Origin of the sequence: Streptomyces sp. NPDC012888 (assembly GCF_042900645.1) — a bacterium.
Taxonomy (GTDB): Bacteria; Actinomycetota; Actinomycetes; order Streptomycetales; family Streptomycetaceae; genus Streptomyces.
Genome location: NZ_JBIBBM010000003.1, coordinates 508,469 through 529,056, shown reverse-complemented (window position 1 = coordinate 529,056; position 20,588 = coordinate 508,469). Strand labels below are relative to the sequence as shown.

Sequence of the window (20,588 nt, the reverse complement as noted above, 5' to 3'; positions counted from 1 at the left end):
GGCACCCCATGCTCTTGTACGGCTTTACGAAACGTTGACCCCGAAGTCTAGAGCGATGCCCCGAAGCCCCGACGCGTACCCCTGTCCGACCGCGCGGAACTTCCATTCGCCGCCGTACCGGTAGACCTCGCCGAAGATCATCGCCGTTTCGGTGGAGGCGTCCTCCGACAGGTCGTAGCGGGCGAGTTCCTGACCGTCGGCCTGGTTGACCACGCGGATGAACGCATTGGTGACCTGGCCGAAGGTCTGCCGGCGGGCGTCCGCGTCGTGGATGGAGACCGGGAAGACGATCCGGTCGACCTCGGCGGGGACCTGCGTCAGGTCGACGATGATCGACTCGTCGTCGCCGTCGCCCTCACCGGTCAGGTTGTCGCCGGTGTGCTCCACGGAGCCCTCGGGGCTCTTGAGGTTGTTGTAGAAGACGAAGTACTGGTCTCCGAGCACCCGGCCGGCGTTGCACAGCAGCGCGCTGGCGTCGAGGTCGAAGTCCGCCCCCGTGGTGGAGCGCGCGTCCCAGCCGAGACCGACCAGGATCCGGGTCAGGTTCGGTGCGGCCTTGGAGAGGGAGACGTTGCCCCCCTTGGCGAGTGTGACGCCCATGTGTCGTGGTCCTCCCCGGACGACGTGAGGTGGTGGCGAAGCGCGTCCGGCGCCGTACACGGTCAGTGCACGGCGCCGGACGAGGGGACTGCTGGCGGACTCAGACGTTGACGCCGAAGTCCTGGGCGATCCCGCGCAGGCCGGAGGCGTACCCCTGGCCGATGGCGCGGAACTTCCACTCCGCGCCGTTGCGGTACAGCTCGCCGAAGACCATGGCGGTCTCGGTCGAGGCGTCCTCGGACAGGTCGTACCGGGCGAGCTCGGTGTTGTCCGCCTGGTTGACGACGCGGATGAACGCGTTGCGGACCTGGCCGAAGCTCTGCTGGCGGGACTCGGCGTCGTAGATCGACACCGGGAAGACGATGCGGTGCACCTCGGCCGGGACGCCGGCCAGGTTCACCTTGATCTGCTCGTCGTCACCCTCGCCCTCACCGGTGAGGTTGTCGCCGGTGTGCTCGACGGAGCCGTCCGGGCTCTTGAGGTTGTTGAAGAACACGAAGTTGCCGTCGATGGCGACCTTGCCCTGGTCGTTGGTGAGCAGGGCACTGGCGTCGAGGTCGAACTCGGTGCCGGTGGTGGTGCGAGCGTCCCAGCCCAGACCGACGATGACCGCCGTCAGGTTGGGGGCGGCCTTGGTCAGCGAGACGTTGCCGCCCTTGCTGAGGCTGACTCCCACGGGTCCTCCATAGGGTTCTGTGTGGGGCGGTGCCCCGTCGTGCGGTTGCTACCGGATCAACGGTTGGATCCTAGTGACGGGTTCCCGTCCCGTACGGGACATTTGAACGGTCCGGCTCAGAGGCTGTCGAGGGCCTTGACGTACTCGTTCAGGTCACGGGCGTCGGCCAGGCCGTTGACGACGGTCCAGCGGACGACGCCGTCCTTGTCGATGACGAACGTGCCGCGCACCGCGCAGCCCTTCTCCTCGTCGAACACGCCGTAGGCGCGGGAGGTCTCGCCGTGCGGCCAGAAGTCCGACAGCAGGGGGTAGTCCAGGCCCTCCTGGTCGGCGAAGACGCGCAGGGTGGGCACCGAGTCGTTGGACACGGCCAGCAGCTGGACGTCGTCGTTCTGGAAGCGCGGCAGCTGGTCGCGGAGCGCGCAGAGCTCGCCGGTGCACACGCCGGTGAAGGCGAACGGGTAGAAGAGCAGGACGACGGCCTTCTCGCCGCGGAAGTCGGACAGCCGCACGGTCGCGCCGTGGTTGTCCTTGAGTTCGAAGTCCGGGGCCTTGTCGCCGACCTCGATCGCCATCTCTCGCATCCCTTCATCGGTCCGTTCGGGCGGGCAGCAGACCCAACCCTATCCGGGCCGGAACGCGGACGGGCCCCCGCCGACGGTGGTCGGCGGGGGCCCGTCCGCTCGGCTGCGGGACGGCTCAGCGCTTGGACTTCGCGGCCTTCGGCGTCATCAGGCGGCTGGCGAGCCATTCCTTGCCGACGCTGACGCTCTTGGTCTGCGACAGGCCGGCGGTCTGGGCGGCCTCGCTGATGTCGCTGGCCTCGACGTAGCCGGGGCGACCGGTCTTCGGCGTCAGCAGCAGGATCAGGGCGTTGTCCTCGACCAGCTCGGTGGCGTCGACCAGCGCATCCGTCAGATCGCCGTCGTCCTCGCGGAACCACAGCACCACGGCGTCGGCCACATCGTCGAACTCCTCGTCCTCGAGGTCGTTGCCGGTGTGGTTCTCAATGGCCTCGCGGAATTCCTGATCGACGTCGTCGTCGTAGCCGATCTCCTGGACCACCTGGTCGGACTGGAAACCCAGCCGGGCGGCCAGGCTGGTCTCCGCGTGGTCCGCGGTCGCGCTCACGGGTTGCCTCCTGCTCATGTTCGGGAAAAGTACTTCGGGCCGCGCGCGTACGCGCAGCATTGGGCGTAGTCCACACGGGCTCGGCGGATCGCGCAAGTACCCGGCCGCCGAGACCGTCGAAACGGTGACGATTGCGGCCGTCTCGCCGCAGTCTCGACGTACTGTCGTGACCCATCCCACACCATTGGACCGCATTCGGCACTGCATGGGGATTTTCGCACCTGTTCGAGGGACGAACGTCCTTGCGGACGCACTGATCGACATGGGCGTAAGGTGGCGATTTGGTCCACCGCGCCCCCGGTACCCGACACAATCCCCGGAACTTCCGGTGGTTACCTAGCGGTAAAGGTGACGATCTGGGCCTGGCGGTACACGATGGGAGCGGTGTGCCTGACGGGCACGACTCCCCCGACAGCGAAGGAACAGCGTGGCTTCCGCATCCGATCGCAACCCGATCATCATTGGCGGCCTGCCGAGCCAGGTCCCGGACTTCGATCCGGAGGAGACCCGGGAGTGGCTCGACTCCCTGGACGCCGCCGTCGACGAGCGGGGACGCGAGCGTGCCCGCTACCTGATGCTGCGGCTGATCGAGCGGGCCCGCGAGAAGCGCGTGGCCGTGCCGGAGATGCGCAGCACGGACTACGTCAACACCATCGCCACCAAGGACGAGCCCTTCTTCCCCGGCAACGAGGAGATCGAGCGGAAGGTCCTCAACGCCACCCGATGGAACGCGGCCGTGATGGTCTCCCGGGCCCAGCGCCCGGGCATCGGCGTGGGCGGCCACATCGCCACCTTCGCCTCCTCCGCCTCCCTCTACGACGTGGGCTTCAACCACTTCTTCCGGGGCAAGGACGAGGGCGACGGCGGCGACCAGATCTTCTTCCAGGGCCACGCCTCCCCCGGCGTGTACGCCCGCGCCTACCTGCTCGACCGGCTCTCCGAGCAGCAGCTCGACGCCTTCCGCCAGGAGAAGTCGAAGGCCCCCTACGGCCTGTCCAGCTACCCCCACCCGCGGCTGATGCCGGACTTCTGGGAGTTCCCGACCGTCTCCATGGGCCTGGGCCCGATCGGCGCGATCTACCAGGCGCGGATGAACCGCTACATGGAGGCGCGCGGGATCGCGGACACCTCCAAGTCACACGTCTGGGCGTACCTCGGCGACGGCGAGATGGACGAACCCGAGTCCCTCGGGCAGCTCACCCTGGCCGCCCGCGAGGGCCTGGACAACCTGACCTTCGTGGTCAACTGCAACCTGCAGCGGCTCGACGGCCCGGTGCGCGGCAACGGCAAGATCATCCAGGAGCTGGAGTCGGTCTTCCGGGGTGCCGGCTGGAACGTCATCAAGCTGATCTGGGACCGGTCCTGGGACCCGCTGCTGGCGCAGGACCGCGACGGCATCCTCGTCAACAAGATGAACTCCACGCCCGACGGCCAGTTCCAGACGTACGCGACGGAGACCGGCGGCTACATCCGGCAGCACTTCTTCGGCGACGACCACCGGTTGCGCGCGATGGTCGAGAACATGTCCGACCAGCAGCTGCTCCACCTGGGCCGCGGCGGCCACGACCACAAGAAGATCTACGCGGCCTACGCCGCGGCCAAGGCCCACAAGGGCCAGCCGACGGTGATCCTGGCGCACACCATCAAGGGCTGGACCCTGGGCCCGAACTTCGAGGGCCGCAACGCGACCCACCAGATGAAGAAGCTGACGGTCGACGACCTCAAGGGCTTCCGCGACCGGCTGCACATCCCGATCACCGACGCGCAGCTGGAGAGCGGCCTCCCGCCGTACTACCACCCCGGCCGGGACTCCGAGGAGATCCAGTACATGCACGACCGGCGCAGCGCGCTGGGCGGGTACGTGCCGACCCGGGTGGTGCGCGCCAAGCCGCTGCAGCTGCCGGACGACAAGACCTACGCGGCCGCCAGGAAGGGGTCCGGGCACCAGTCGATCGCCACGACGATGGCCTTCGTCCGCATCCTGAAGGACCTCATGCGGGACAAGGAGATCGGCAAGCGGTTCGTGCTGATCGCGCCGGACGAGTACCGCACCTTCGGCATGGACGCGTTCTTCCCGAGCGCCAAGATCTACAACCCGCTGGGCCAGCAGTACGAGGCGGTCGACCGGGAGCTGCTGCTCGCCTACAAGGAGTCGCCGAGCGGCCAGATGCTGCACGACGGCATCTCCGAGGCGGGCTGCACGGCCTCGCTGATCGCGGCGGGTTCGGCGTACGCGACGCACGGCGAGCCGCTGATCCCGGTCTACGTCTTCTACTCGATGTTCGGTTTCCAGCGCACGGGTGACCAGTTCTGGCAGATGGCCGACCAGCTGGCCCGCGGCTTCGTGCTCGGCGCGACGGCCGGCCGGACCACCCTGACGGGTGAGGGCCTCCAGCACGCGGACGGCCACTCCCAGCTGCTGGCCTCGACCAACCCGGGCTGCGTCGCGTACGACCCGGCCTACGGCTACGAGATCGCGCACATCGTCAAGGACGGTCTGCGCCGGATGTACGGGCCGGAGGCGGAGGACGTCTTCTACTACCTGACCGTCTACAACGAGCCGATCCAGCACCCGGCCGAGCCGGCCGACGTGGACGTGGACGGCATCCTCAAGGGCATCCACCGGATCGCCCCGGGGTCGGACGGCTCCGTCCCGGCGCAGATCCTGGCCTCGGGCGTGGCGGTGCCGTGGGCGCTGGAGGCCCAGCGGATCCTGGCGGCCGAGTGGAACGTCAGGGCGGACGTGTGGTCGGCGACCTCCTGGAACGAGCTGCGCCGTGAGGCCGTGGAGGTCGAGGAGTTCAACCTGCTGCACCCGGAGGAGGAGCAGCGCGTCCCGTACCTGACGCGGAAGCTGTCCGGTGCCGAGGGCCCGTTCGTGGCGGTCTCCGACTGGATGCGGAGCGTCCCGGACCAGATCTCGCGCTGGGTGCCGGGTGCCTACACCTCGCTGGGCGCGGACGGCTTCGGCTTCGCGGACACCCGGGGCGCGGCCCGCCGGTTCTTCCACATCGACGCGCAGTCGGTGGTGCTGGCGGTGCTGACGGAGCTGGCGAAGGCCGGGAAGGTGGACCGGTCGGTGCTGAAGCAGGCCGTCGACCGCTACCAGCTGCTGGACGTGGCCGCGGCCGACCCGGGTCCGGCGGGCGGCGACGCGTAGCCGGTACCCCGTCGGGGTGCGGGGGCGCCGGGACCTCGGTCCGGGCGCCCCTTACGCGTTCCTTACGATGCTCGGCATGAAGGAACAGTCCGCGCAGGTCCGCTGGGAGCGGCGCACGCAGAACCCGTTGCTGGCCCTGGCGGTGCTCTTCGCCGTGGCGTACGCGGTGCCGATCGTGGCCCCGGACGCGGCGGCCTGGGTGCACGGCGCCTGTCTGTGGACCGAGTGGCTGGTGTGGGGCGCCTTCGCCGTGGACTACCTGGTGCGGCTGGCGCTGACGCGGGACCGGCGGCTGTTCGTCCGGACGCACTGGCTGGACCTGGCGGCGGTGCTGCTGCCGCTGGTGCAGCCGCTGCGGCTGCTGCGGCTGGTGGCCACGCTGCTGCTGGTGGGCCGGCGGGCCCGGATGGCGCCGCAGATCAGGCTGACCACCTATGTGGCGGGGGCGGTGGTCGGGCTGCTGATGTTCGGCTCGCTGGCCGTGCTGAGCGTGGAACGGGATGCTCCGGACGGCAACATCAAGACCCTGGGCGACGCGGTGTGGTGGTCGTTCACCACCATGACCACGGTGGGGTACGGCGACCACTCGCCGACCACCGGCCTCGGCCGGGCCCTGGCGGTGGGGCTGATGCTGTCCGGAATCGCCCTTCTGGGTGTGGTCACGGCCAACATCGCGGCGTGGTTCATCTCCCGCTTCGAGCGGGACGACCGGGTGGAGCGGGAGCAGCTGGCGGCGATCCGGGAGCTCCGGGACGAGGTGCGGGTGCTCCGCGCGGAGGTGGCCCGCCTGGGCGGCGGCCCGGAGGCGGTGGACCGGATACCCGGGCCGCCGGCCCCCGCCGCCCCGCTGGTCCCCGCCCCGGCCCCCGCCGCCCCGGCCGCCTGTCCCGGCTCTACGTCTCCCACACCTTGAACGCCCGCACCTGGTACGGCGACTGGGGCAGCCAGACGCCGTCGCCGGGGTAGGTCTGGAACTCTCCGGTCTCGGCGCACTCCGCCGACTGGTAGGTGGTCACCGGCCGGCCGGTGCGGTTGGCGAGGGCCTGCGCGGTCCGGCCCGCCGGGAGCGGGACGCAGCTGTCGACGTCGAGTCCGCTGAGCTCGTGCAACTGCCGGCCGCCCGTGAAGCCGGGCTTGGCCCACAGGCACAGCTGGCCGGCCGCGCAGTTCCCGAGCGAGGCGGGCGCCGCGTGCGCGGCCGGGCCGGCCGACGGGATGAGGGCGGTGGCGGCCAGTACCGCGGCTGCGAGGACCGTGGAATTCGTGCGCATTGCGATCAACTCCCCTGGCGGCGAACCGCCCGTACGGGTGGCCTGGGCGGCCGACGGGCCCGTACGGATCGCCGCACCCCCACGCTGACCTGCGGCGACGGCCGGGCGGAAGACCGCGCGGGCAGGACCGCCCGGATAGGTGACAGCCCCGCCGGAGTTCGCCGGCGGGGCTGTCGCGCGTACGGAGTTGACCGCCGGAGCGGTCGTCCCGGCGCGGGGGCGACGGGGACGGTCAGACGTGTGCGGCGCCCGCCCCGGCCGCCGCGTTCTCGCCGCGCTTGGTGAAGCAGGCGACCACCGCGGCGAGCACGGCGACGGCTCCGGCCACGGTGAACGCGGTGCTCATGCCCGAGACGAAGGTGTCGTGGGCGACGGCGGAGATGGTCTGCGCGACCTGCGGCGGCGCCTCCGGCGGCACCGGCGCGATCCCGACCTGGACGCCGCGCTCCGCCGTCTCCAGCTGCTCGGGGGTGAGCGGCGGCAGTCCGGCCCCGGCCCAGTTGTCCCCGAACGAGTGAGTGACCTTGCTCGCCATGACCGCGCCGAGCACCGCGGTGCCGAGGCTGCCGCCGACCTGCATGGCGGCCTGCTGGAGGCCGCCGGCCACGCCGGACAGTTCCAGCGGGGCGTTGCCGACGATGACCTCGGTGGCGCCGACCATGACGGGGGCGAGGCCGAGGCCGAGGAGGGCGAACCACAGCGACATGGTCAGGGTGCCGGTGTCCGGGGTGAGCCGGGCCATGCCGAAGCAGGCGGTGGCGGTGGCGACCATGCCGAGGACGAGCGGGATCCGCGGGCCCGCCTTGGTGATCGCGGCGCCGGCGAGCGGGGAGCCGACGATCATCATTCCGGTGAGCGGCAGCAGGTGCAGGCCGCTGTCGACCGGGCTCATGCCGTGCACGTTCTGCAGGTAGAAGGTGACGAAGAACAGGCCGCCCATGAAGGCGAAGGCCATCAGCACCATCAGCACCGTGCCGGCGGACAGCGGCAGGGAGCGGAACATGCCCAGCGGGATCAGCGGTTCACGGACCCGCGTCTCCCAGAACGCGAACAGCGCGAAGCAGAACAGGGCGGCGCCGAGGAACAGCAGCGTCCGGTTGTCTCCCCAGCCCCATTCGGCGGCCTTGATGAGGGCCCAGACCAGGGAGAACATGCCGCCGGAGAGCAGCAGGACACCGAGCAGGTCGAAGGAGCGGGGGGCGTTCTCGGCACGGTGGTCGAGCAGGATGACCAGCCCGAAGGCCAGGGCGACCACGCCGACCGGGATGTTGATGAAGAACACCGACTGCCAGCTGACGTGCTCGACCAGCAGGCCGCCGACGATCGGGCCGGCGGCGGTGGACGCGCCGATGACCATGCCCCAGATGCCGATGGCCATGTTGAGCTTCTCCGCCGGGAAGGTGGCCCGGAGCAGGCCGAGCGCGGCCGGCATCAGCAGGGCGCCGAACAGGCCCTGGGCGACGCGGAAGCCGATGACCAGCTCGACGCTGCCCGCCAGGCCGATGGCGGCCGAGGAGGCCGCGAAGCCGGCGATGCCGATGAGGAAGGTCTGCCGGTGGCCGAACCGGTCGCCGAGTTTGCCGGCGGTGATCAGGGAGACGGCCAGGGCGAGCAGGTAGCCGTTGGTGATCCACTGGACCTCGGCGAGGGTGGCGCCCAGGTCCTTCTGGATGGCGGGGTTGGCGACGGCGACGATGGTGCCGTCGAGGGTGACCATCATGACGCCGATGGCCACGGCGAACAGGGTGAGCCAGGGATGGCCGCGCAGACCGGTCGCGGCCGGCCCCCGGTCCGGCCCCGGCCCCGGAACCTTCTCGGGCACCCGGTCGCCGACGCTGATCTGACTAGTCATGCGAACAGGCTAGTGACAGCGGCTGACAGTTCTCAAACGGCTTAACGGGCCGGGTCTGTCGTGTGCGTCACAGGTACCCTGACCGACCTGCCCCACCCGACCTGCCCTGCCCCACCCCCATCCGTCCAGGCCCAGAGAGGACCCCGTCCGGTTGATCACCGACCAGCGGCCCGCGCCGGCACCCGCGGCCGGTCTGCGCGAACGGAAGAAGCGGCGCACCCGGGACGCGCTGCTGCGCGCCGCCCTCCTGCTGTTCACCTCGCAGGGCTACGAAGAGACGACCGTCGACGAGATCACGGAGGCCGTGAAGGTCTCCCAGCGCACCTTCTTCCGCTACTTCGCCAACAAGGAGGAGGCCGCGTTCGCCGTACAGGACCTCGTGGAGTCGCACTTCATGGCGGCACTGCGGGCCCGGCCCGCCGGCGAGGGCCCCCTGGAGGCCCTGCGGAACGCGGTGCTGAGCTCCTGGGACACCGTCGGCGAGGCCATCGCCGAGGTGGTTCCGGTCGACCTCTACATGCGGACGTACCGGGTGATCGAGTCCACCCCGGCACTGCTGGCGGTCCATCTGCGCCGCTCCACGGAGCTGGAGGACCTGATCGCCGGGCTGGTCGCGGAGCGCGAGGGCCTCGACGTGGACGCCGACCCGCGGCCGCGGGTGGCGGTGGCCGCGTTCTCCGGGGTGATGCGGCTCACCGGACGGCTGTGGTGCCAGGGCGAGGACTCCAGCGTCGCCGCCATCCGCCGGATGACCGAGGACTACCTCGACCAGATCGGCCCGGCCCTGGCCGACGACTGGCCCTCGCACCGGAACCGGCCGGGCCCCGGCGCGGCCTGACGGGGGCTCGGCTCCGGGCCCCGCACGGGCGGGCGCCGGGCGCGTTCGGGCCGGGTCCGGACCGCCTGGCCGGCCGCCGGTCGCCCGATCGGGTGCCCCTGCCTGCGGCGAACGGCCGTGAACCCGGTCACCCCTGCGGTTCTGGCCGGATCCCGTCTCCTACCCTGTTTCGCAGTGAACACGCCCGGCCGCCCCGCCCTCCCCGCTCTCCCCGCCCTCCCCGGTCAGTCCGCCTCCCCCGCCGCCCTCCGCGCCCTCCTGGCGCTCGCGGTGGTGTTCGTCATGCTGGCGACCACCGGGTGGACCACCGTGCACCGCCCCGACACCGGGGTCAGCCCGCGCGCCGCCGCCCTGGCCGCCTGGGCCGACGCCCGCGTCGACGGCCTCCCGGTGCCGCCCGCGGGCTCCCCCGTGCACACCGTCGCCCGGTTCTTCGCCAACCTGGACGCGGGGCAGCGGGCCCGGCTGGCCGAGGAGTACCCGCTGGTCGTGGGCAACCTCGACGGGGTGCCCGCCCGCGTCCGCTACCGGGCCAACCGGCATTCCCTCGCCGAGGCGCGCGAGGTCGAACGGGCGCGTTCTGCCGACGTCCGCCTCAGCCCCGCCGGCCGCACCGAAGCGGGACGCCGGGCCCACCGGTTCGCCTCGATGCTCGAACCGGGACGGCAGATCCTCGCCTTCGACCCCACGGCCGGCGGCCGGGCCGCGGAGGTCTTCGGGGACCTCGACGAGGCCCGCCGGATCTCCGTGATCGTGCCGGGCGTCGACACCGACCTGCTCACGTTCGAGCGGACCGCCCGCCAGTGGTCCGCCCCCGTGGGCATGGCCGGATCCCTCTACGCCGCCCAGCGCGCCGCCGCACCCGGGCTGCCCAGCGCGGTGATCGCCTGGGCCGACTACACGGCCCCCACCGGGGTCGGCATGGACGCGGCCACCGGCAGGCTCGCCGTCGAGGGCGCCGCCCGGCTGGAATCCCTGGCCTCGGCCCTGCCCGCCGACGCGACCACCGCCCTGTTCTGCCACAGCTACGGCTCCGTGGTCTGCGGGGTGGCCTCGGCCGCACTGCCGCAGCGGGTGACCGACATCGTGGTGGCCGGCAGCCCCGGAATGCGCGCCGCCAACGCCGCCGAACTCGGCACCGCCGCCCGCGTCTGGGCCGTACGGGACCCCGGCGACTGGATCGCCGACGTACCGCACCTGGAGTTCGGCGGACTGGGACACGGCGCGGATCCCATGTCCGACGGGTTCGGCGCGCGGCGGCTGTCGTCGGCCGGCGCCGGCGGCCACACCGGCTATTTCGAGCCAGGGACCGCCTCGCTGGACAACTTCGGGAAAATCGGAACCGGGTCGTTCGGTTCCGTGGCGTGCGCACCGGAAGATCCGGCATGCCTCGACGGGATTACCGGGACATAACCGGTCCGAGGCCGCCTCAGACCACACAAACCCCAGGAATCCGGTCCCCGCAGCAAGGGGGACGTCAGGGCCGACGCCCCTTACGATGAGCCGCATGGGTGACGTACTGGCCGGAAACCACGCCGTCTGGGAGTTCGAATCGGACTCGGTGCTCATCCGCTTCGAACGGGGGATCAGGGCACCACGGCTGTGGAACGCGCTGGGGCAGCGCCGCGTGCCGTACGAGGCACTGGGCGGGCTGACCCTGACCCCTGGCAAGCGGGACACCGTCGTCCTGCGGGCCGCGCCGCGACCGGGCGCCGACCCGCTGATGGAGACTGCCGCGGGACAGCTCAAGGACGCCTGCGATCCGTACCGCCTGGTGCTGCCCGGGGACCGCGGGCCGCTCGCCGCCTCGGTGGCCGAGGCGGTGCGCCCCGCGCTCGGCCCGGCGGACGAGCCCGCCGGCTCCTTCCTCGTGCAGGTGCCGGAACCGCCGCTCCAGCTCAAGGCGTACGACGCCCGGGCCTGCTTCGACGGCTCGGCCGTCTCCTTCCGCTGGTCCCGTACGGGCGCCAGCAGCGCCAAGTGGAAGGCGGGCGACCGGGAGTACCCGCTGACCGCGCTGAGCGGGGTCGAGTGGCGCTCCCCCGAGCACCCCGGCGGCCACCTGCGGCTCCGCCTGCGGGACGGCGCGGACGACGCCGACCCGGCCGTCGAACCGGACCAGGACCCGGCGGCGGTGGTGTTCGCCCTCGGCTACGGGGCGGTGCACGAGTCCCTGCCGTTCGCGGCGGCGGTGCTGGCCGCGCTGCGGGTCCGTACGCCGGTGGCGGCCTCGGCCCGGCCCGCACCCGGGGCGGAAGGCGACCGGATGCGGCACCTGAGCGAGCTGCACGGCGCCGGACTCCTCACGGACGAGGAGTACACGACCCTGAGGGACCGTTTCGCCGGCGACCCGGCCTGATCCCCCGGGCCGGGGCCGGTCCGTCACCGGTCGCAGCTCCTCCCCGCGTACGTACCGATCTTCCTGTCCAGCACGGCGAGCGCGTCGGTCAGCTCCGCGATCCGCGCCCGTACGTCGTCGCGGGTCCGTTCCAGCAGCGCCCGCCGCTCCCCGGAGGTGTGCTCGCCCTCGCGGACGAGTTCGGCGTACCGGACCATGTCGGCCACCGACATCCCGGTGGCCCGCAGCTTGCCCACGAAGGCCAGCCAGTGCAGGTCCCGGTCGCTGAACCGGCGCTGCCCCGAGTGCGACCGGTCGACGTGCGGCATCAGACCGATCCGCTCGTACCAGCGCAGCGTGTGCTGGCTCAGGCCGGTGCTCGCCGCCACCTCGCTGATGGTGTACCGGGTCTCCGTCAGGTTCATGGTGATCACGCTAGGACCTTGGAGTGCACTCCAAGCAAGTAGGCTCGGCCCCATGGAGAGCCTGCAGAGCCTTGAGTCCATCGAGAACTGGCCGGTGCCGACCGCCGCGGCCGCCGTCGTACGTGCGGACGGCGGCCTCGCCGGCAGCCACGGCCCGGTCGACCACCGCTTCCCGCTGGCCTCCGTGACCAAGCCGCTCGCCGCGTACGCCGCCCTGGTCGCCTACGAGGAGGGCGCGATCGAGCTCGACGAGCCGGCCGGCCCGGAGGGTTCCACGGTCCGCCACCTGCTCGCCCACACCAGTGGCCTGGCCTTCGACGAGCACCGCGCGATGGCGGCGGCGGGCGACCGGCGGCTCTACTCCAACGCGGGTTTCGAGGTGCTGGGCGACCACATCGCCAAGGCCACCGGGATCCCCTTCGCCGAGTACCTGCACCAGGCCGTGTTCGAGCCGCTCGGCATGAAGTCGACCACCCTGGAGGGCTCGCCCGCCAAGGACGGCGTGTCCACCGTCGCCGACCTGGTGCGGTTCGCCGCCGAGCTGCAGGCGCCGCGACTTCTCGACCCGCGCACGGTCGCCGAGGCCGTCTCCGTGGTGCACCCCGGGCGCAAGGGCGTCCTGCCCGGCTACGGCCACCAGTCCCCCAACGACTGGGGGCTGGGCTTCGAGATCCGCGACGGCAAGTCCCCGCACTGGACGGGTTCGGCGTCCTCGCCGCGGACCTTCGGCCACTTCGGGCAGTCGGGCACGTTCCTCTGGGTGGACCCGGACGCGCGGGTCGCGTGCGTGGCGCTGACCGACCGCGCCTTCGGCCCCTGGGCGGTCGAGGCCTGGCCGGCGTTCACGGACGGAGTGCTCGCGGAGCTGACGCGTTCCCGCTGAGCGCGCCGGACGGCTCCCCGCGCGTCCGCCTCAGGAAGCGAACTCCCACACCAGCAGCTCCCCCGGGGAGCCGGGCAGCACCGACAGCCCCTCCTCGCCGGTGATCCGCGCCGAGTCCCCGGGCTCCAGCTCCACCCCGTCCAGCCGGACGTCCCCCCGCACCACGTGCACGTACAGCCGCGGCGCGTCCGGCAGGGCGGCGCGCTGCCCCGCCCCGGGCCGCAGCACGTGCAGCAGCGCCCCCGCGGCCGGGAGCGCGTACGGCGTGCCGTCGGGCAGACCCCGGACGACCTCGTAGGAGGGCTCGCCGCCCGGGTCGTCGGGGGCCAGCCACATCTGCACGAACCGCAGCGGGACCGCGCCGTCGTTGCGCTCCACGTGCCGCACCCCGGCGGCGGAGCTCAGCCGCTGCACGTCTCCGGGGCGGACCACGCCGGTGTGCCCGGCCGTGTCGCTGTGCGTCAACTCGCCCTCCACCACCCAGGTGACGATCTCGGTGTGGCTGTGCGGGTGCTCGTCGAAGCCGGCGCCGGGGGCCAGGCGCTCCTCGTTCACGGCGAGGACCGGCCCGAAGCGCAGGTTGTCCGGGTCGTAGGAGCTCCCGAAGGAGAAGGCGTGCCGGGTGACGATGCCGGCCGCCTCGTCCCCGCCCCGGTATCGGTCGGTGCCACGGCGTACTTCGATCATGACGGCCACGGTAGCGGCCCCCCGGGACTCGGTCCGGTCGCCCGGATAGGGCAGTCTTGTCCCGTGCCCCAACCCGAACGTGAGCATTTCCCCGAGCACCCGCCCGCGCACCTGCCCGCGCAGCCGGCCCATTCGCACGCCGCGACGCTGCGCCGGCTGGAGAGGTCCGCCGGGCGGCTGGCCGCGAACGCCATCGCCCGCATGGACGAGACGCTGCCGTGGTACCGGGCGATGCCGCCGGAGAACCGGTCCTGGATCGGCCTGGTCGCCCAGGCGGGCATCGCCGCGTTCACCGAGTGGTTCCGGCACCCCGAGACCCCCCAGGCGATCTCCACCGACGTCTTCGGCACCGCCCCGCGCGAACTGACCCGGGCCATCACCCTGCGGCAGACGGTCGAGATGGTCCGCACGACCATCGAGGTGATGGAGACCGCCATCGAGGAGGTGGCGGCCCCCGGTGACGAGTCGGTGCTGCGCGAGGCCCTGCTCGTCTACGCCCGGGAGATCGCCTTCGCCACCGCGCAGGTGTACGCGCAGGCCGCCGAGGCCCGTGGCGCCTGGGACGCCCGCCTGGAGTCGCTGGTCGTCAACGCGGTGCTGTCGGGCGAGGCGGACGAGGGCGCGCTGTCCCGGGCCGCGGCGCTCGGCTGGAACTCTCCGGAGCACGTCTGCGTGGTGCTGGGCACGGCACCGGACGGCGACAGCGAGCTGACGGTGGAGGCGATCCGGCGGGCCGCCCGGCACGCCAAGCTCCAGGTGCTGACCGGGGTCCTCGGGGACCGGCTCGTGGTCGTCGCGGGCGGCAGCGACAACCCGCTGCAGGTGGCGAAGTCCCTGATCGGACCGTTCGCGGCGGGCCCGGTGGTGGCCGGCCCGGTGGTGCCGGACCTGATGGCGGCGACCCGCTCCGCGCAGGCGGCGGCCGCCGGCCTGAAGGCGTGCTCGGCCTGGCAGGACGCGCCGCGACCGGTGCTCGCGGACGATCTGCTGCCCGAACGCGCGATCGCCTCCGACCCTTCGGCGCGTGAACAGCTGGTGGAGGAGATCTACAGACCGCTGGAGGAGGCGGGCTCGGCGCTGCTGGAGACGCTGAGCGTGTACCTGGAGCAGGCCAGCAGCCTCGAGGGGGCGGCGCGGATGCTGTTCGTGCACCCGAATACCGTGCGCTACCGGCTCCGACGTGTGACGGACGTCACCGGCTGGTCACCCTCCGATGTTCGGTCGGCGTTCACCCTGCGGATCGCGCTCATCCTCGGGCGTCTGGCCGACGCCGATCAGCAGCCCTAGACTTTTGTCGAACATCAACAATTACCCTGACGGTTCTTCGTCCCAGTCCTCACGGGCGGGGCGGACCGAACACAAGAGAGAGTGTGAGGGTGCTCGTACTCGTCGCTCCCGGCCAAGGCGCTCAGACGCCCGGCTTCCTGACCCCCTGGCTCGAACTGCCCGGCGCCCGTGACCGCGTCGCCGCGTGGTCGGACGCCATCGGGCTCGACCTCGCCCACTACGGCACCCAGGCCGACGCGGACGAGATCCGCGACACCGCGGTGGCGCAGCCGCTGCTGGTGGCCGCCGGCCTGCTGTCGGCTTCCCAGCTGGGCCTCGCCCCGACCGCCTTCGGTGCCGTCGCCGGCCACAGCGTCGGTGAGATCACCGCGGCCGCCTTCGCCGGCGTGCTGGGCGAGACCGACGCGCTGTCCTTCGTCCGCACCCGCGGCAAGGCCATGGCCGAGGCCGCGGCGGTCACGCCGACCGGCATGTCGGCCGTGCTCGGCGGCGAGCCGGACGTGGTCGTCGCCCACCTGGAGAAGCTGGGGCTGACCCCGGCCAACATCAACGGTGCCGGGCAGACCGTCGCCGCCGGCACGATGGAGCAGCTGGCCGCCCTCGCCGAGGACAAGCCCGAAGGCTCCGTCAAGGTCGTCGCCCTCAAGGTCGCGGGCGCCTTCCACACCCACCACATGGCCCCGGCCGTCGACGTGCTGGAGGGGGCCGCCAAGGCCCTCACCGTCGCGGACCCGGTGGTCGCCTACGTCTCCAACAAGGACGGCCGGACCGTCTCCACGGGCGCCGAGGTCGTCGCCCGCCTGGTCGGCCAGGTGGCCAACCCGGTCCGCTGGGACCTGTGCATGGAGACCTTCGCCGAGCTCGGCGTCACCGGAATCATCGAGCTGTGCCCCGGCGGCACCCTGACGAACCTCGCCAAGCGGGCTCTCAAGGGCGTCCCCTCGGTGGCGCTCAAGACGCCGGAGGACCTCGACAAGGCCAAGGCGCTCGCGGCCGAGCACTCGGCCTGAGAGAAGGAGCCCATCAGCATGTCGAAGATCAAGCCTGCCAAGGGCTCGCCGTACGCCCGCATCCTCGGGGTGGGCGGCTACCGTCCGACCCGGGTGGTGCCCAACGAGGTGATCCTGGAGAAGATCGACTCGTCCGACGAGTGGATCCGTTCCCGGTCCGGCATCTCGACCCGCCACTGGGCCTCGCCGCAGGAGACCGTCGCCGCGATGTCCGTGGAGGCCTCGGGCAAGGCGCTGGCCGACGCCGGGGTCTCCCCGGAGCAGATCGGCGCCGTGATCGTGTCGACCGTCTCGCACTTCAAGCAGACGCCGGCCGTCGCGACCGAGATCGCCGACCGCATCGGCGCGGGCAAGCCCGCCGCGTTCGACATCTCGGCCGGCTGCGCCGGCTTCGGTTACGGCCTGACCCTGGCCAAGGGCCTGGTCGTCGAGGGCTCCGCCGAGTACGTGCTGGTCATCGGCGTGGAGCGGCTGTCCGACCTGACCGACCTTGAGGACCGTGCCACGGCCTTCCTGTTCGGTGACGGCGCGGGCGCCGTGGTCGTCGGCCCGTCGTCCGAGCCGGCGATCGGCCCCACCGTGTGGGGTTCCGAGGGCGACAAGTCCGAGACCATCAAGCAGACCGTTCCGTGGGACGAGTACCGCGGCGACGCGTCCGGCGAGAAGTTCCCCGCCATCACGCAGGAGGGCCAGGCGGTGTTCCGCTGGGCCGTCTTCGAGATGGCGAAGGTGGCCCAGCAGGCGCTCGACGCGGCCGGCATCACCGCCGACGACCTGGACGTCTTCATCCCGCACCAGGCCAATATGCGGATCATCGATTCGATGGTGAAGACTTTGAAGCTCCCGGAGCACGTGACGGTCGCCCGTGACGTGGAAACCACCGGAAACACGTCGGCCGCCTCGATCCCGCTCGCCATGGAGCGGCTCCTGGCGACCGGAGCGGCGAAGAGCGGCGACACCGCACTCGTCATCGGCTTCGGGGCGGGGCTCGTCTACGCCGCGACGGTCGTTACCCTCCCCTAGGGCCGGGGATCACTCCCCACCCTGTTCCACCAGTCAGCTAGAGAAGGAGCGCCACAATGGCCGCCACGCAGGAAGAGATCGTCGAGGGCCTCGCCGAGATCGTCAACGAGATCGCGGGCATCCCGGTCGAGGACGTCCAGATCGACAAGTCCTTCACCGACGACCTGGACGTCGACTCCCTGTCCATGGTCGAGGTCGTCGTCGCCGCCGAGGAGCGCTTCGACGTGAAGATCCCCGACGAGGACGTCAAGAACCTCAAGACGGTCGGCGACGCCGCGGACTACATCGCCAAGCACCAGGCCTGAGCCTGACGAGCGTTTGTCGCCACCCGGCGGTGGCGCCGTGACAATTCAGCACCCTCTATTTGTGGAGAAAGAATTCCTGTGAGCCCGACCAATCACACCGTGGTCGTCACCGGTATCGGCGCAACCACTCCGCTGGGTGGCGACAGCGCATCGACCTGGGAAGCGATGCTTGCCGGCCGTTCCGGAGTGAAGCCCCTCGAAGGGGAACGCTTCGCGGAGCTGCCGGTCCAGATCGCCGCACCGGCCGCCGTGGACCCGAGTGAGGTCCTCCCCCGGCCGCTGGCCCGCAAGCTGGACCGCTCGGCGCAGTTCGCGCTGATCGCGGCCAGGGAGGCGTGGGCCGACGCCGGCTACACCGCCCCCGCCGGCGAGGACGCGTCCATCGCCCCGGACCGCCTGGGCACGGTGATCGCCTCCGGCATCGGCGGTGTCACCACGCTGCTCGACCAGTACGACGTACTGAAGGAAAAGGGTGTGCGCCGGGTCTCCCCGCACACCGTCCCCATGCTCATGCCGAACGGCCCCTCCGCCAACGTCGGCCTGGAGGTGAACGCCCAGGCGGGCGTGCACACCCCGGTCAGCGCCTGCGCGTCGGGTGCCGAGGCCATCGGTTACGCCGTCGAGATGATCCGTACCGGCCGTGCCGACGTGGTCGTGGCGGGCGGCACCGAGGCGGCGATCCACCCGCTGCCGATCGCCGCGTTCGCCAACATGATGGCGATGTCGAAGAACAACGAGGAGCCCACCAAGGCCTCCCGCCCGTACGACAAGGGCCGTGACGGCTTCGTGCTCGGCGAGGGCGCCGGCGTGGTGGTGCTGGAGTCCGCGGAGCACGCCGCCGCGCGTGGCGCCCGGGTGTACTGCGAGGTGCTGGGCCAGGGCCTGTCCGCCGACTCGCACCACATCGCGCAGCCCGAGCCGACCGGCCGCGGTGTCGCGACGGCGGTGCAGAACCTGCTGGACAACACCGGCCTGAAGCCGGCCGAGGTGGTCCACCTCAACGCCCACGCGACGTCCACCCCGCAGGGTGACACCGCGGAGATCAAGGCCCTGCGCAAGGTGCTGGGCGACGACCTCGACCACGTGGCGGTGTCCGCCACCAAGTCGATGACGGGTCACCTGCTGGGTGGTGCCGGCGGTATCGAGACCGTGGCGACCGTGCTGGCGCTGTACCACCGCATCGCCCCGCCGACGATCAACATCGACGAGCTGGACGAGGAGATCGACGCGGACATCGTCGTCGGCGAGCCGCGCAAGCTGCCGGCCGACGGCCCGATCGCCGCGATCAACAACTCCTTCGGTTTCGGCGGCCACAACGTCACCCTGGCGTTCCGCAGCGTCTAGGGCGCCGGAACCAGAAAGGCCCGACCCGGTTGCGAAACCGGGTCGGGCTTTTTCGTCCTTTGGGGGAGGCTGCTAGACCACTTGGTGGAGCCAGCGCACCGGGGCGCCCTCGCCCGCGTAGCGGAAGGGTTCCAGTTCGTCGTCCCAGGGCTTGCCCAGCAGCCGGGCGATCTCCGCCTCCAGGTCGGTCTCGCCGCGCTGGGAGCGGGCGAGGGCGGCGCGCAGCCGGTCCTCGGGGACGAGGATGTCGCCGTGCATCCCGGTGACGGCGTGGAAGATGCCCAGCTCGGGGGTGGAGCTGTAGCGCTCGCCCTCGGCGGTGGGGCACGGTTCGGCGGTGACCTCGAAGCGGAGCAGGTGCCAGCCGCGCAGGGCGGAGGCGAGCTTCGAGGCGGTGCCGGGTTCGGCCTGCCAGGAGAACTCGGCTCTCCAGGTGCCGGGGGAGGCGGGCTGCCTGATCCAGTCGAGGTTCACCCGCACCCCGAGAACGCCCGCGACCGCCCATTCCACATGCGGGCAGAGCGCGCGCGGTGCGGAATGGACGTACAGAACTCCACGTGTCGTCACCGGGACCTCCAGTGTGGGACGAGGTCGGGAAGAAACTCCTGAAAACGGACAGTATGTGACGTGATGTAATTTACCGGAAACGATCAGACAGCGCGTCGCGGGCCCCGCGGCCGGAACGCCACGGGAAAAAGCTACCGTGCGCCGGGGGTCCGGGTGTGGCGTACGGTCGGTCCAAGGCCGGGTGAACACAGAGCTTTCACTCGGCGGGACGTCCCCGGAGGAGCCGGGGCGACGGGAGAGGGAGGAACGCGATGCCCACCACCACCGGGCGCGGACGCGCGCGTGCCGCTCTCGCGCGGACCGCGGCGACCGCGGCCGTACTGGTCGGGGCGGTAACGGGTTGTCAGGCCGAGGGCGGCGGCCCCGGCGGGGAGCAGGGCGCGCAGGGTTCCGCGCGCCCCGCGCCGAGGCCGACGCCGAGCTGGAACACCGCGCCGGCCTCGATCGCCGCCGTGGGTGACTCCATCACCCGTGGGTTCGACGCCTGTTCGGTTCTGGCGGACTGCCCGGAGGCGTCCTGGGCCACCGGCGTCGACCCCGAGGTGCAGTCCCTGGCGAGCCGGCTGCTGGGCAGCGACGGGGCGCCGGCGCGGAGCTGGAACTACGCGGCCACCGGCTCCCGGATGGCGGACCTTCCGGCGCAGATGGCGGCGGCCGCGGAGCACCGGCCCGACCTGGTCACGGTGATGGTGGGGGCGAACGACGCCTGCCGCCGGACGGCTTCGGCGATGACGCCGGTGGAGGACTTCCGGGCCGGTTTCGAGGTGGCGCTGGCCGGGCTGCGGAGCACCTCTCCGAAGTCGCAGGTGTACGTGTCCAGCGTGCCGGACCTGCTGCGGCTGTGGGAGACGGGCAAGGACAGCCCGACGGGCCGGGAGATCTGGAAGCTGGGCATCTGCCCGTCGATGCTGGCCGACCCCGCCTCGCTGACGAAGGACGCGGTGGCCCGGCGGGAGCGGGTGCGGGCGCGGGTGGTGGCGTACAACGAGGTGCTGCGCGAGGTGTGTGCGAAGGACCGGTTGTGCCGGTACGACGGGGGCGCGGTGTTCCGGTACCCCTTCACGGCGGAGCAGTTGAGCCGGTGGGACTGGTTCCATCCGGGCAAGGGCGGTCAGGCGCGGCTGGCGGAGCTGGCACATCGTCAGGTGACGGCGGCGGAGCCGCCCGTCTGAGCGGCGGTGGGACCGGGGG

General features: G+C 71.8%; 21 protein-coding genes. 12 read left to right on the top strand and 9 right to left on the bottom strand.

Annotated features, from left to right (window positions below):
- Positions 1-24: 24 nt before the first annotated feature.
- From ACFY61_RS07255 to ACFY61_RS07240, 4 genes are all read right to left on the bottom strand, one after another.
- Positions 25-600, bottom strand: coding sequence for a TerD family protein (locus ACFY61_RS07255; protein WP_389468040.1), 576 nt, complete (start codon positions 598-600; stop codon positions 25-27).
- 100 nt (positions 601-700) lie between these two features.
- Complete coding sequence (locus tag ACFY61_RS07250; protein WP_389468037.1) at positions 701-1,276, bottom strand: TerD family protein; 576 nt, start codon at positions 1,274-1,276, stop codon at positions 701-703.
- A 116-nt stretch (positions 1,277-1,392) separates the two neighbouring features.
- Positions 1,393-1,851, bottom strand: coding sequence for a peroxiredoxin (locus ACFY61_RS07245; RefSeq protein WP_389468034.1), 459 nt, complete (start codon positions 1,849-1,851; stop codon positions 1,393-1,395).
- A 124-nt stretch (positions 1,852-1,975) separates the two neighbouring features.
- Entirely contained in the window at positions 1,976-2,407 is a 432-nt protein-coding gene (locus ACFY61_RS07240; RefSeq protein WP_389468209.1) for a DUF3052 domain-containing protein, read from the bottom strand.
- Positions 2,408-2,834: 427 nt separating this feature from the next.
- Between ACFY61_RS07240 and aceE the strand changes: the two genes are divergently transcribed.
- Positions 2,835-5,567: a pyruvate dehydrogenase (acetyl-transferring), homodimeric type gene (aceE, locus tag ACFY61_RS07235; protein ID WP_389468032.1), complete on the top strand. Its 2,733-nt coding sequence runs from the start codon at positions 2,835-2,837 to the stop codon at positions 5,565-5,567.
- Positions 5,568-5,643: 76 nt separating this feature from the next.
- The gene (locus ACFY61_RS07230) at positions 5,644-6,480 is read left to right on the top strand and encodes a potassium channel family protein (RefSeq protein ID WP_389468030.1); all 837 of its coding nucleotides are present in this window, start codon (positions 5,644-5,646) and stop codon (positions 6,478-6,480) included.
- Here the strand turns inward: ACFY61_RS07230 and ACFY61_RS07225 are convergent.
- Both ACFY61_RS07225 and ACFY61_RS07220 read right to left on the bottom strand, forming a co-directional pair.
- The gene (locus ACFY61_RS07225; RefSeq protein WP_389468027.1) at positions 6,461-6,838 is read right to left on the bottom strand and encodes a peptidase inhibitor family I36 protein; all 378 of its coding nucleotides are present in this window, start codon (positions 6,836-6,838) and stop codon (positions 6,461-6,463) included. The genes ACFY61_RS07230 and ACFY61_RS07225 overlap by 20 nt on opposite strands.
- Positions 6,839-7,070: 232 nt before the next feature.
- The gene (locus ACFY61_RS07220) at positions 7,071-8,690 is read right to left on the bottom strand and encodes an MFS transporter (protein ID WP_389468025.1); all 1,620 of its coding nucleotides are present in this window, start codon (positions 8,688-8,690) and stop codon (positions 7,071-7,073) included.
- A 154-nt stretch (positions 8,691-8,844) separates the two neighbouring features.
- Here ACFY61_RS07220 and ACFY61_RS07215 point away from each other — a divergent pair, with 154 nt between their 5' ends.
- From ACFY61_RS07215 to ACFY61_RS07205, 3 genes are all read left to right on the top strand, one after another.
- On the top strand, positions 8,845-9,528 hold the full coding sequence (locus tag ACFY61_RS07215; RefSeq protein ID WP_389468206.1) for a TetR family transcriptional regulator: 684 nt from the start codon (positions 8,845-8,847) through the stop codon (positions 9,526-9,528).
- Positions 9,529-9,810: 282 nt separating this feature from the next.
- Entirely contained in the window at positions 9,811-10,941 is a 1,131-nt protein-coding gene (locus tag ACFY61_RS07210) for an alpha/beta hydrolase (protein ID WP_389468204.1), read from the top strand.
- Between the two features lie 94 nt (positions 10,942-11,035).
- Positions 11,036-11,887: a DUF4429 domain-containing protein gene (locus tag ACFY61_RS07205; RefSeq protein ID WP_389468022.1), complete on the top strand. Its 852-nt coding sequence runs from the start codon at positions 11,036-11,038 to the stop codon at positions 11,885-11,887.
- A 23-nt stretch (positions 11,888-11,910) separates the two neighbouring features.
- On the opposite strand, the gene ACFY61_RS07200 is transcribed toward ACFY61_RS07205, so the two are convergent.
- Positions 11,911-12,291 carry a MerR family transcriptional regulator gene (locus tag ACFY61_RS07200; protein WP_389468019.1) on the bottom strand — a complete coding sequence of 127 codons (381 nt, stop codon included), beginning with the start codon at positions 12,289-12,291 and terminating at the stop codon, positions 11,911-11,913.
- Positions 12,292-12,343: 52 nt separating this feature from the next.
- Here ACFY61_RS07200 and ACFY61_RS07195 point away from each other — a divergent pair, with 52 nt between their 5' ends.
- Entirely contained in the window at positions 12,344-13,174 is an 831-nt protein-coding gene (locus ACFY61_RS07195) for a serine hydrolase domain-containing protein (protein ID WP_389468016.1), read from the top strand.
- A 30-nt stretch (positions 13,175-13,204) separates the two neighbouring features.
- Here the strand turns inward: ACFY61_RS07195 and ACFY61_RS07190 are convergent, their stop codons facing one another.
- Positions 13,205-13,861: a pirin family protein gene (locus tag ACFY61_RS07190; RefSeq protein WP_389468013.1), complete on the bottom strand. Its 657-nt coding sequence runs from the start codon at positions 13,859-13,861 to the stop codon at positions 13,205-13,207.
- 111 nt (positions 13,862-13,972) lie between these two features.
- On the opposite strand from ACFY61_RS07190, the gene ACFY61_RS07185 reads away from it, so the two are divergent.
- The 5 genes from ACFY61_RS07185 to fabF all read left to right on the top strand — a co-directional run bounded on the left by ACFY61_RS07185 (position 13,973) and on the right by fabF (position 18,830).
- Complete coding sequence (locus ACFY61_RS07185; RefSeq protein WP_389468202.1) at positions 13,973-15,148, top strand: PucR family transcriptional regulator; 1,176 nt, start codon at positions 13,973-13,975, stop codon at positions 15,146-15,148.
- 89 nt (positions 15,149-15,237) lie between these two features.
- Complete coding sequence (locus tag ACFY61_RS07180; protein ID WP_389468010.1) at positions 15,238-16,158, top strand: ACP S-malonyltransferase; 921 nt, start codon at positions 15,238-15,240, stop codon at positions 16,156-16,158.
- 18 nt (positions 16,159-16,176) lie between these two features.
- Positions 16,177-17,181, top strand: a complete 1,005-nt coding sequence (locus ACFY61_RS07175) for a ketoacyl-ACP synthase III (protein WP_389468007.1) — start codon at positions 16,177-16,179, stop codon at positions 17,179-17,181.
- A gap of 56 nt (positions 17,182-17,237) precedes the next feature.
- On the top strand, positions 17,238-17,486 hold the full coding sequence (locus tag ACFY61_RS07170; protein ID WP_389468004.1) for an acyl carrier protein: 249 nt from the start codon (positions 17,238-17,240) through the stop codon (positions 17,484-17,486).
- 78 nt (positions 17,487-17,564) lie between these two features.
- Positions 17,565-18,830, top strand: a complete 1,266-nt coding sequence (gene fabF / locus ACFY61_RS07165; protein WP_389468002.1) for a beta-ketoacyl-ACP synthase II — start codon at positions 17,565-17,567, stop codon at positions 18,828-18,830.
- Positions 18,831-18,902: 72 nt separating this feature from the next.
- Here the strand turns inward: fabF and ACFY61_RS07160 are convergent, their stop codons facing one another.
- Positions 18,903-19,397: a DUF3145 domain-containing protein gene (locus ACFY61_RS07160; protein ID WP_389467999.1), complete on the bottom strand. Its 495-nt coding sequence runs from the start codon at positions 19,395-19,397 to the stop codon at positions 18,903-18,905.
- A gap of 251 nt (positions 19,398-19,648) precedes the next feature.
- Here ACFY61_RS07160 and ACFY61_RS07155 point away from each other — a divergent pair, with 251 nt between their 5' ends.
- Entirely contained in the window at positions 19,649-20,569 is a 921-nt protein-coding gene (locus ACFY61_RS07155) for an SGNH/GDSL hydrolase family protein (protein ID WP_389467996.1), read from the top strand.
- Positions 20,570-20,588 lie beyond the last annotated feature (19 nt).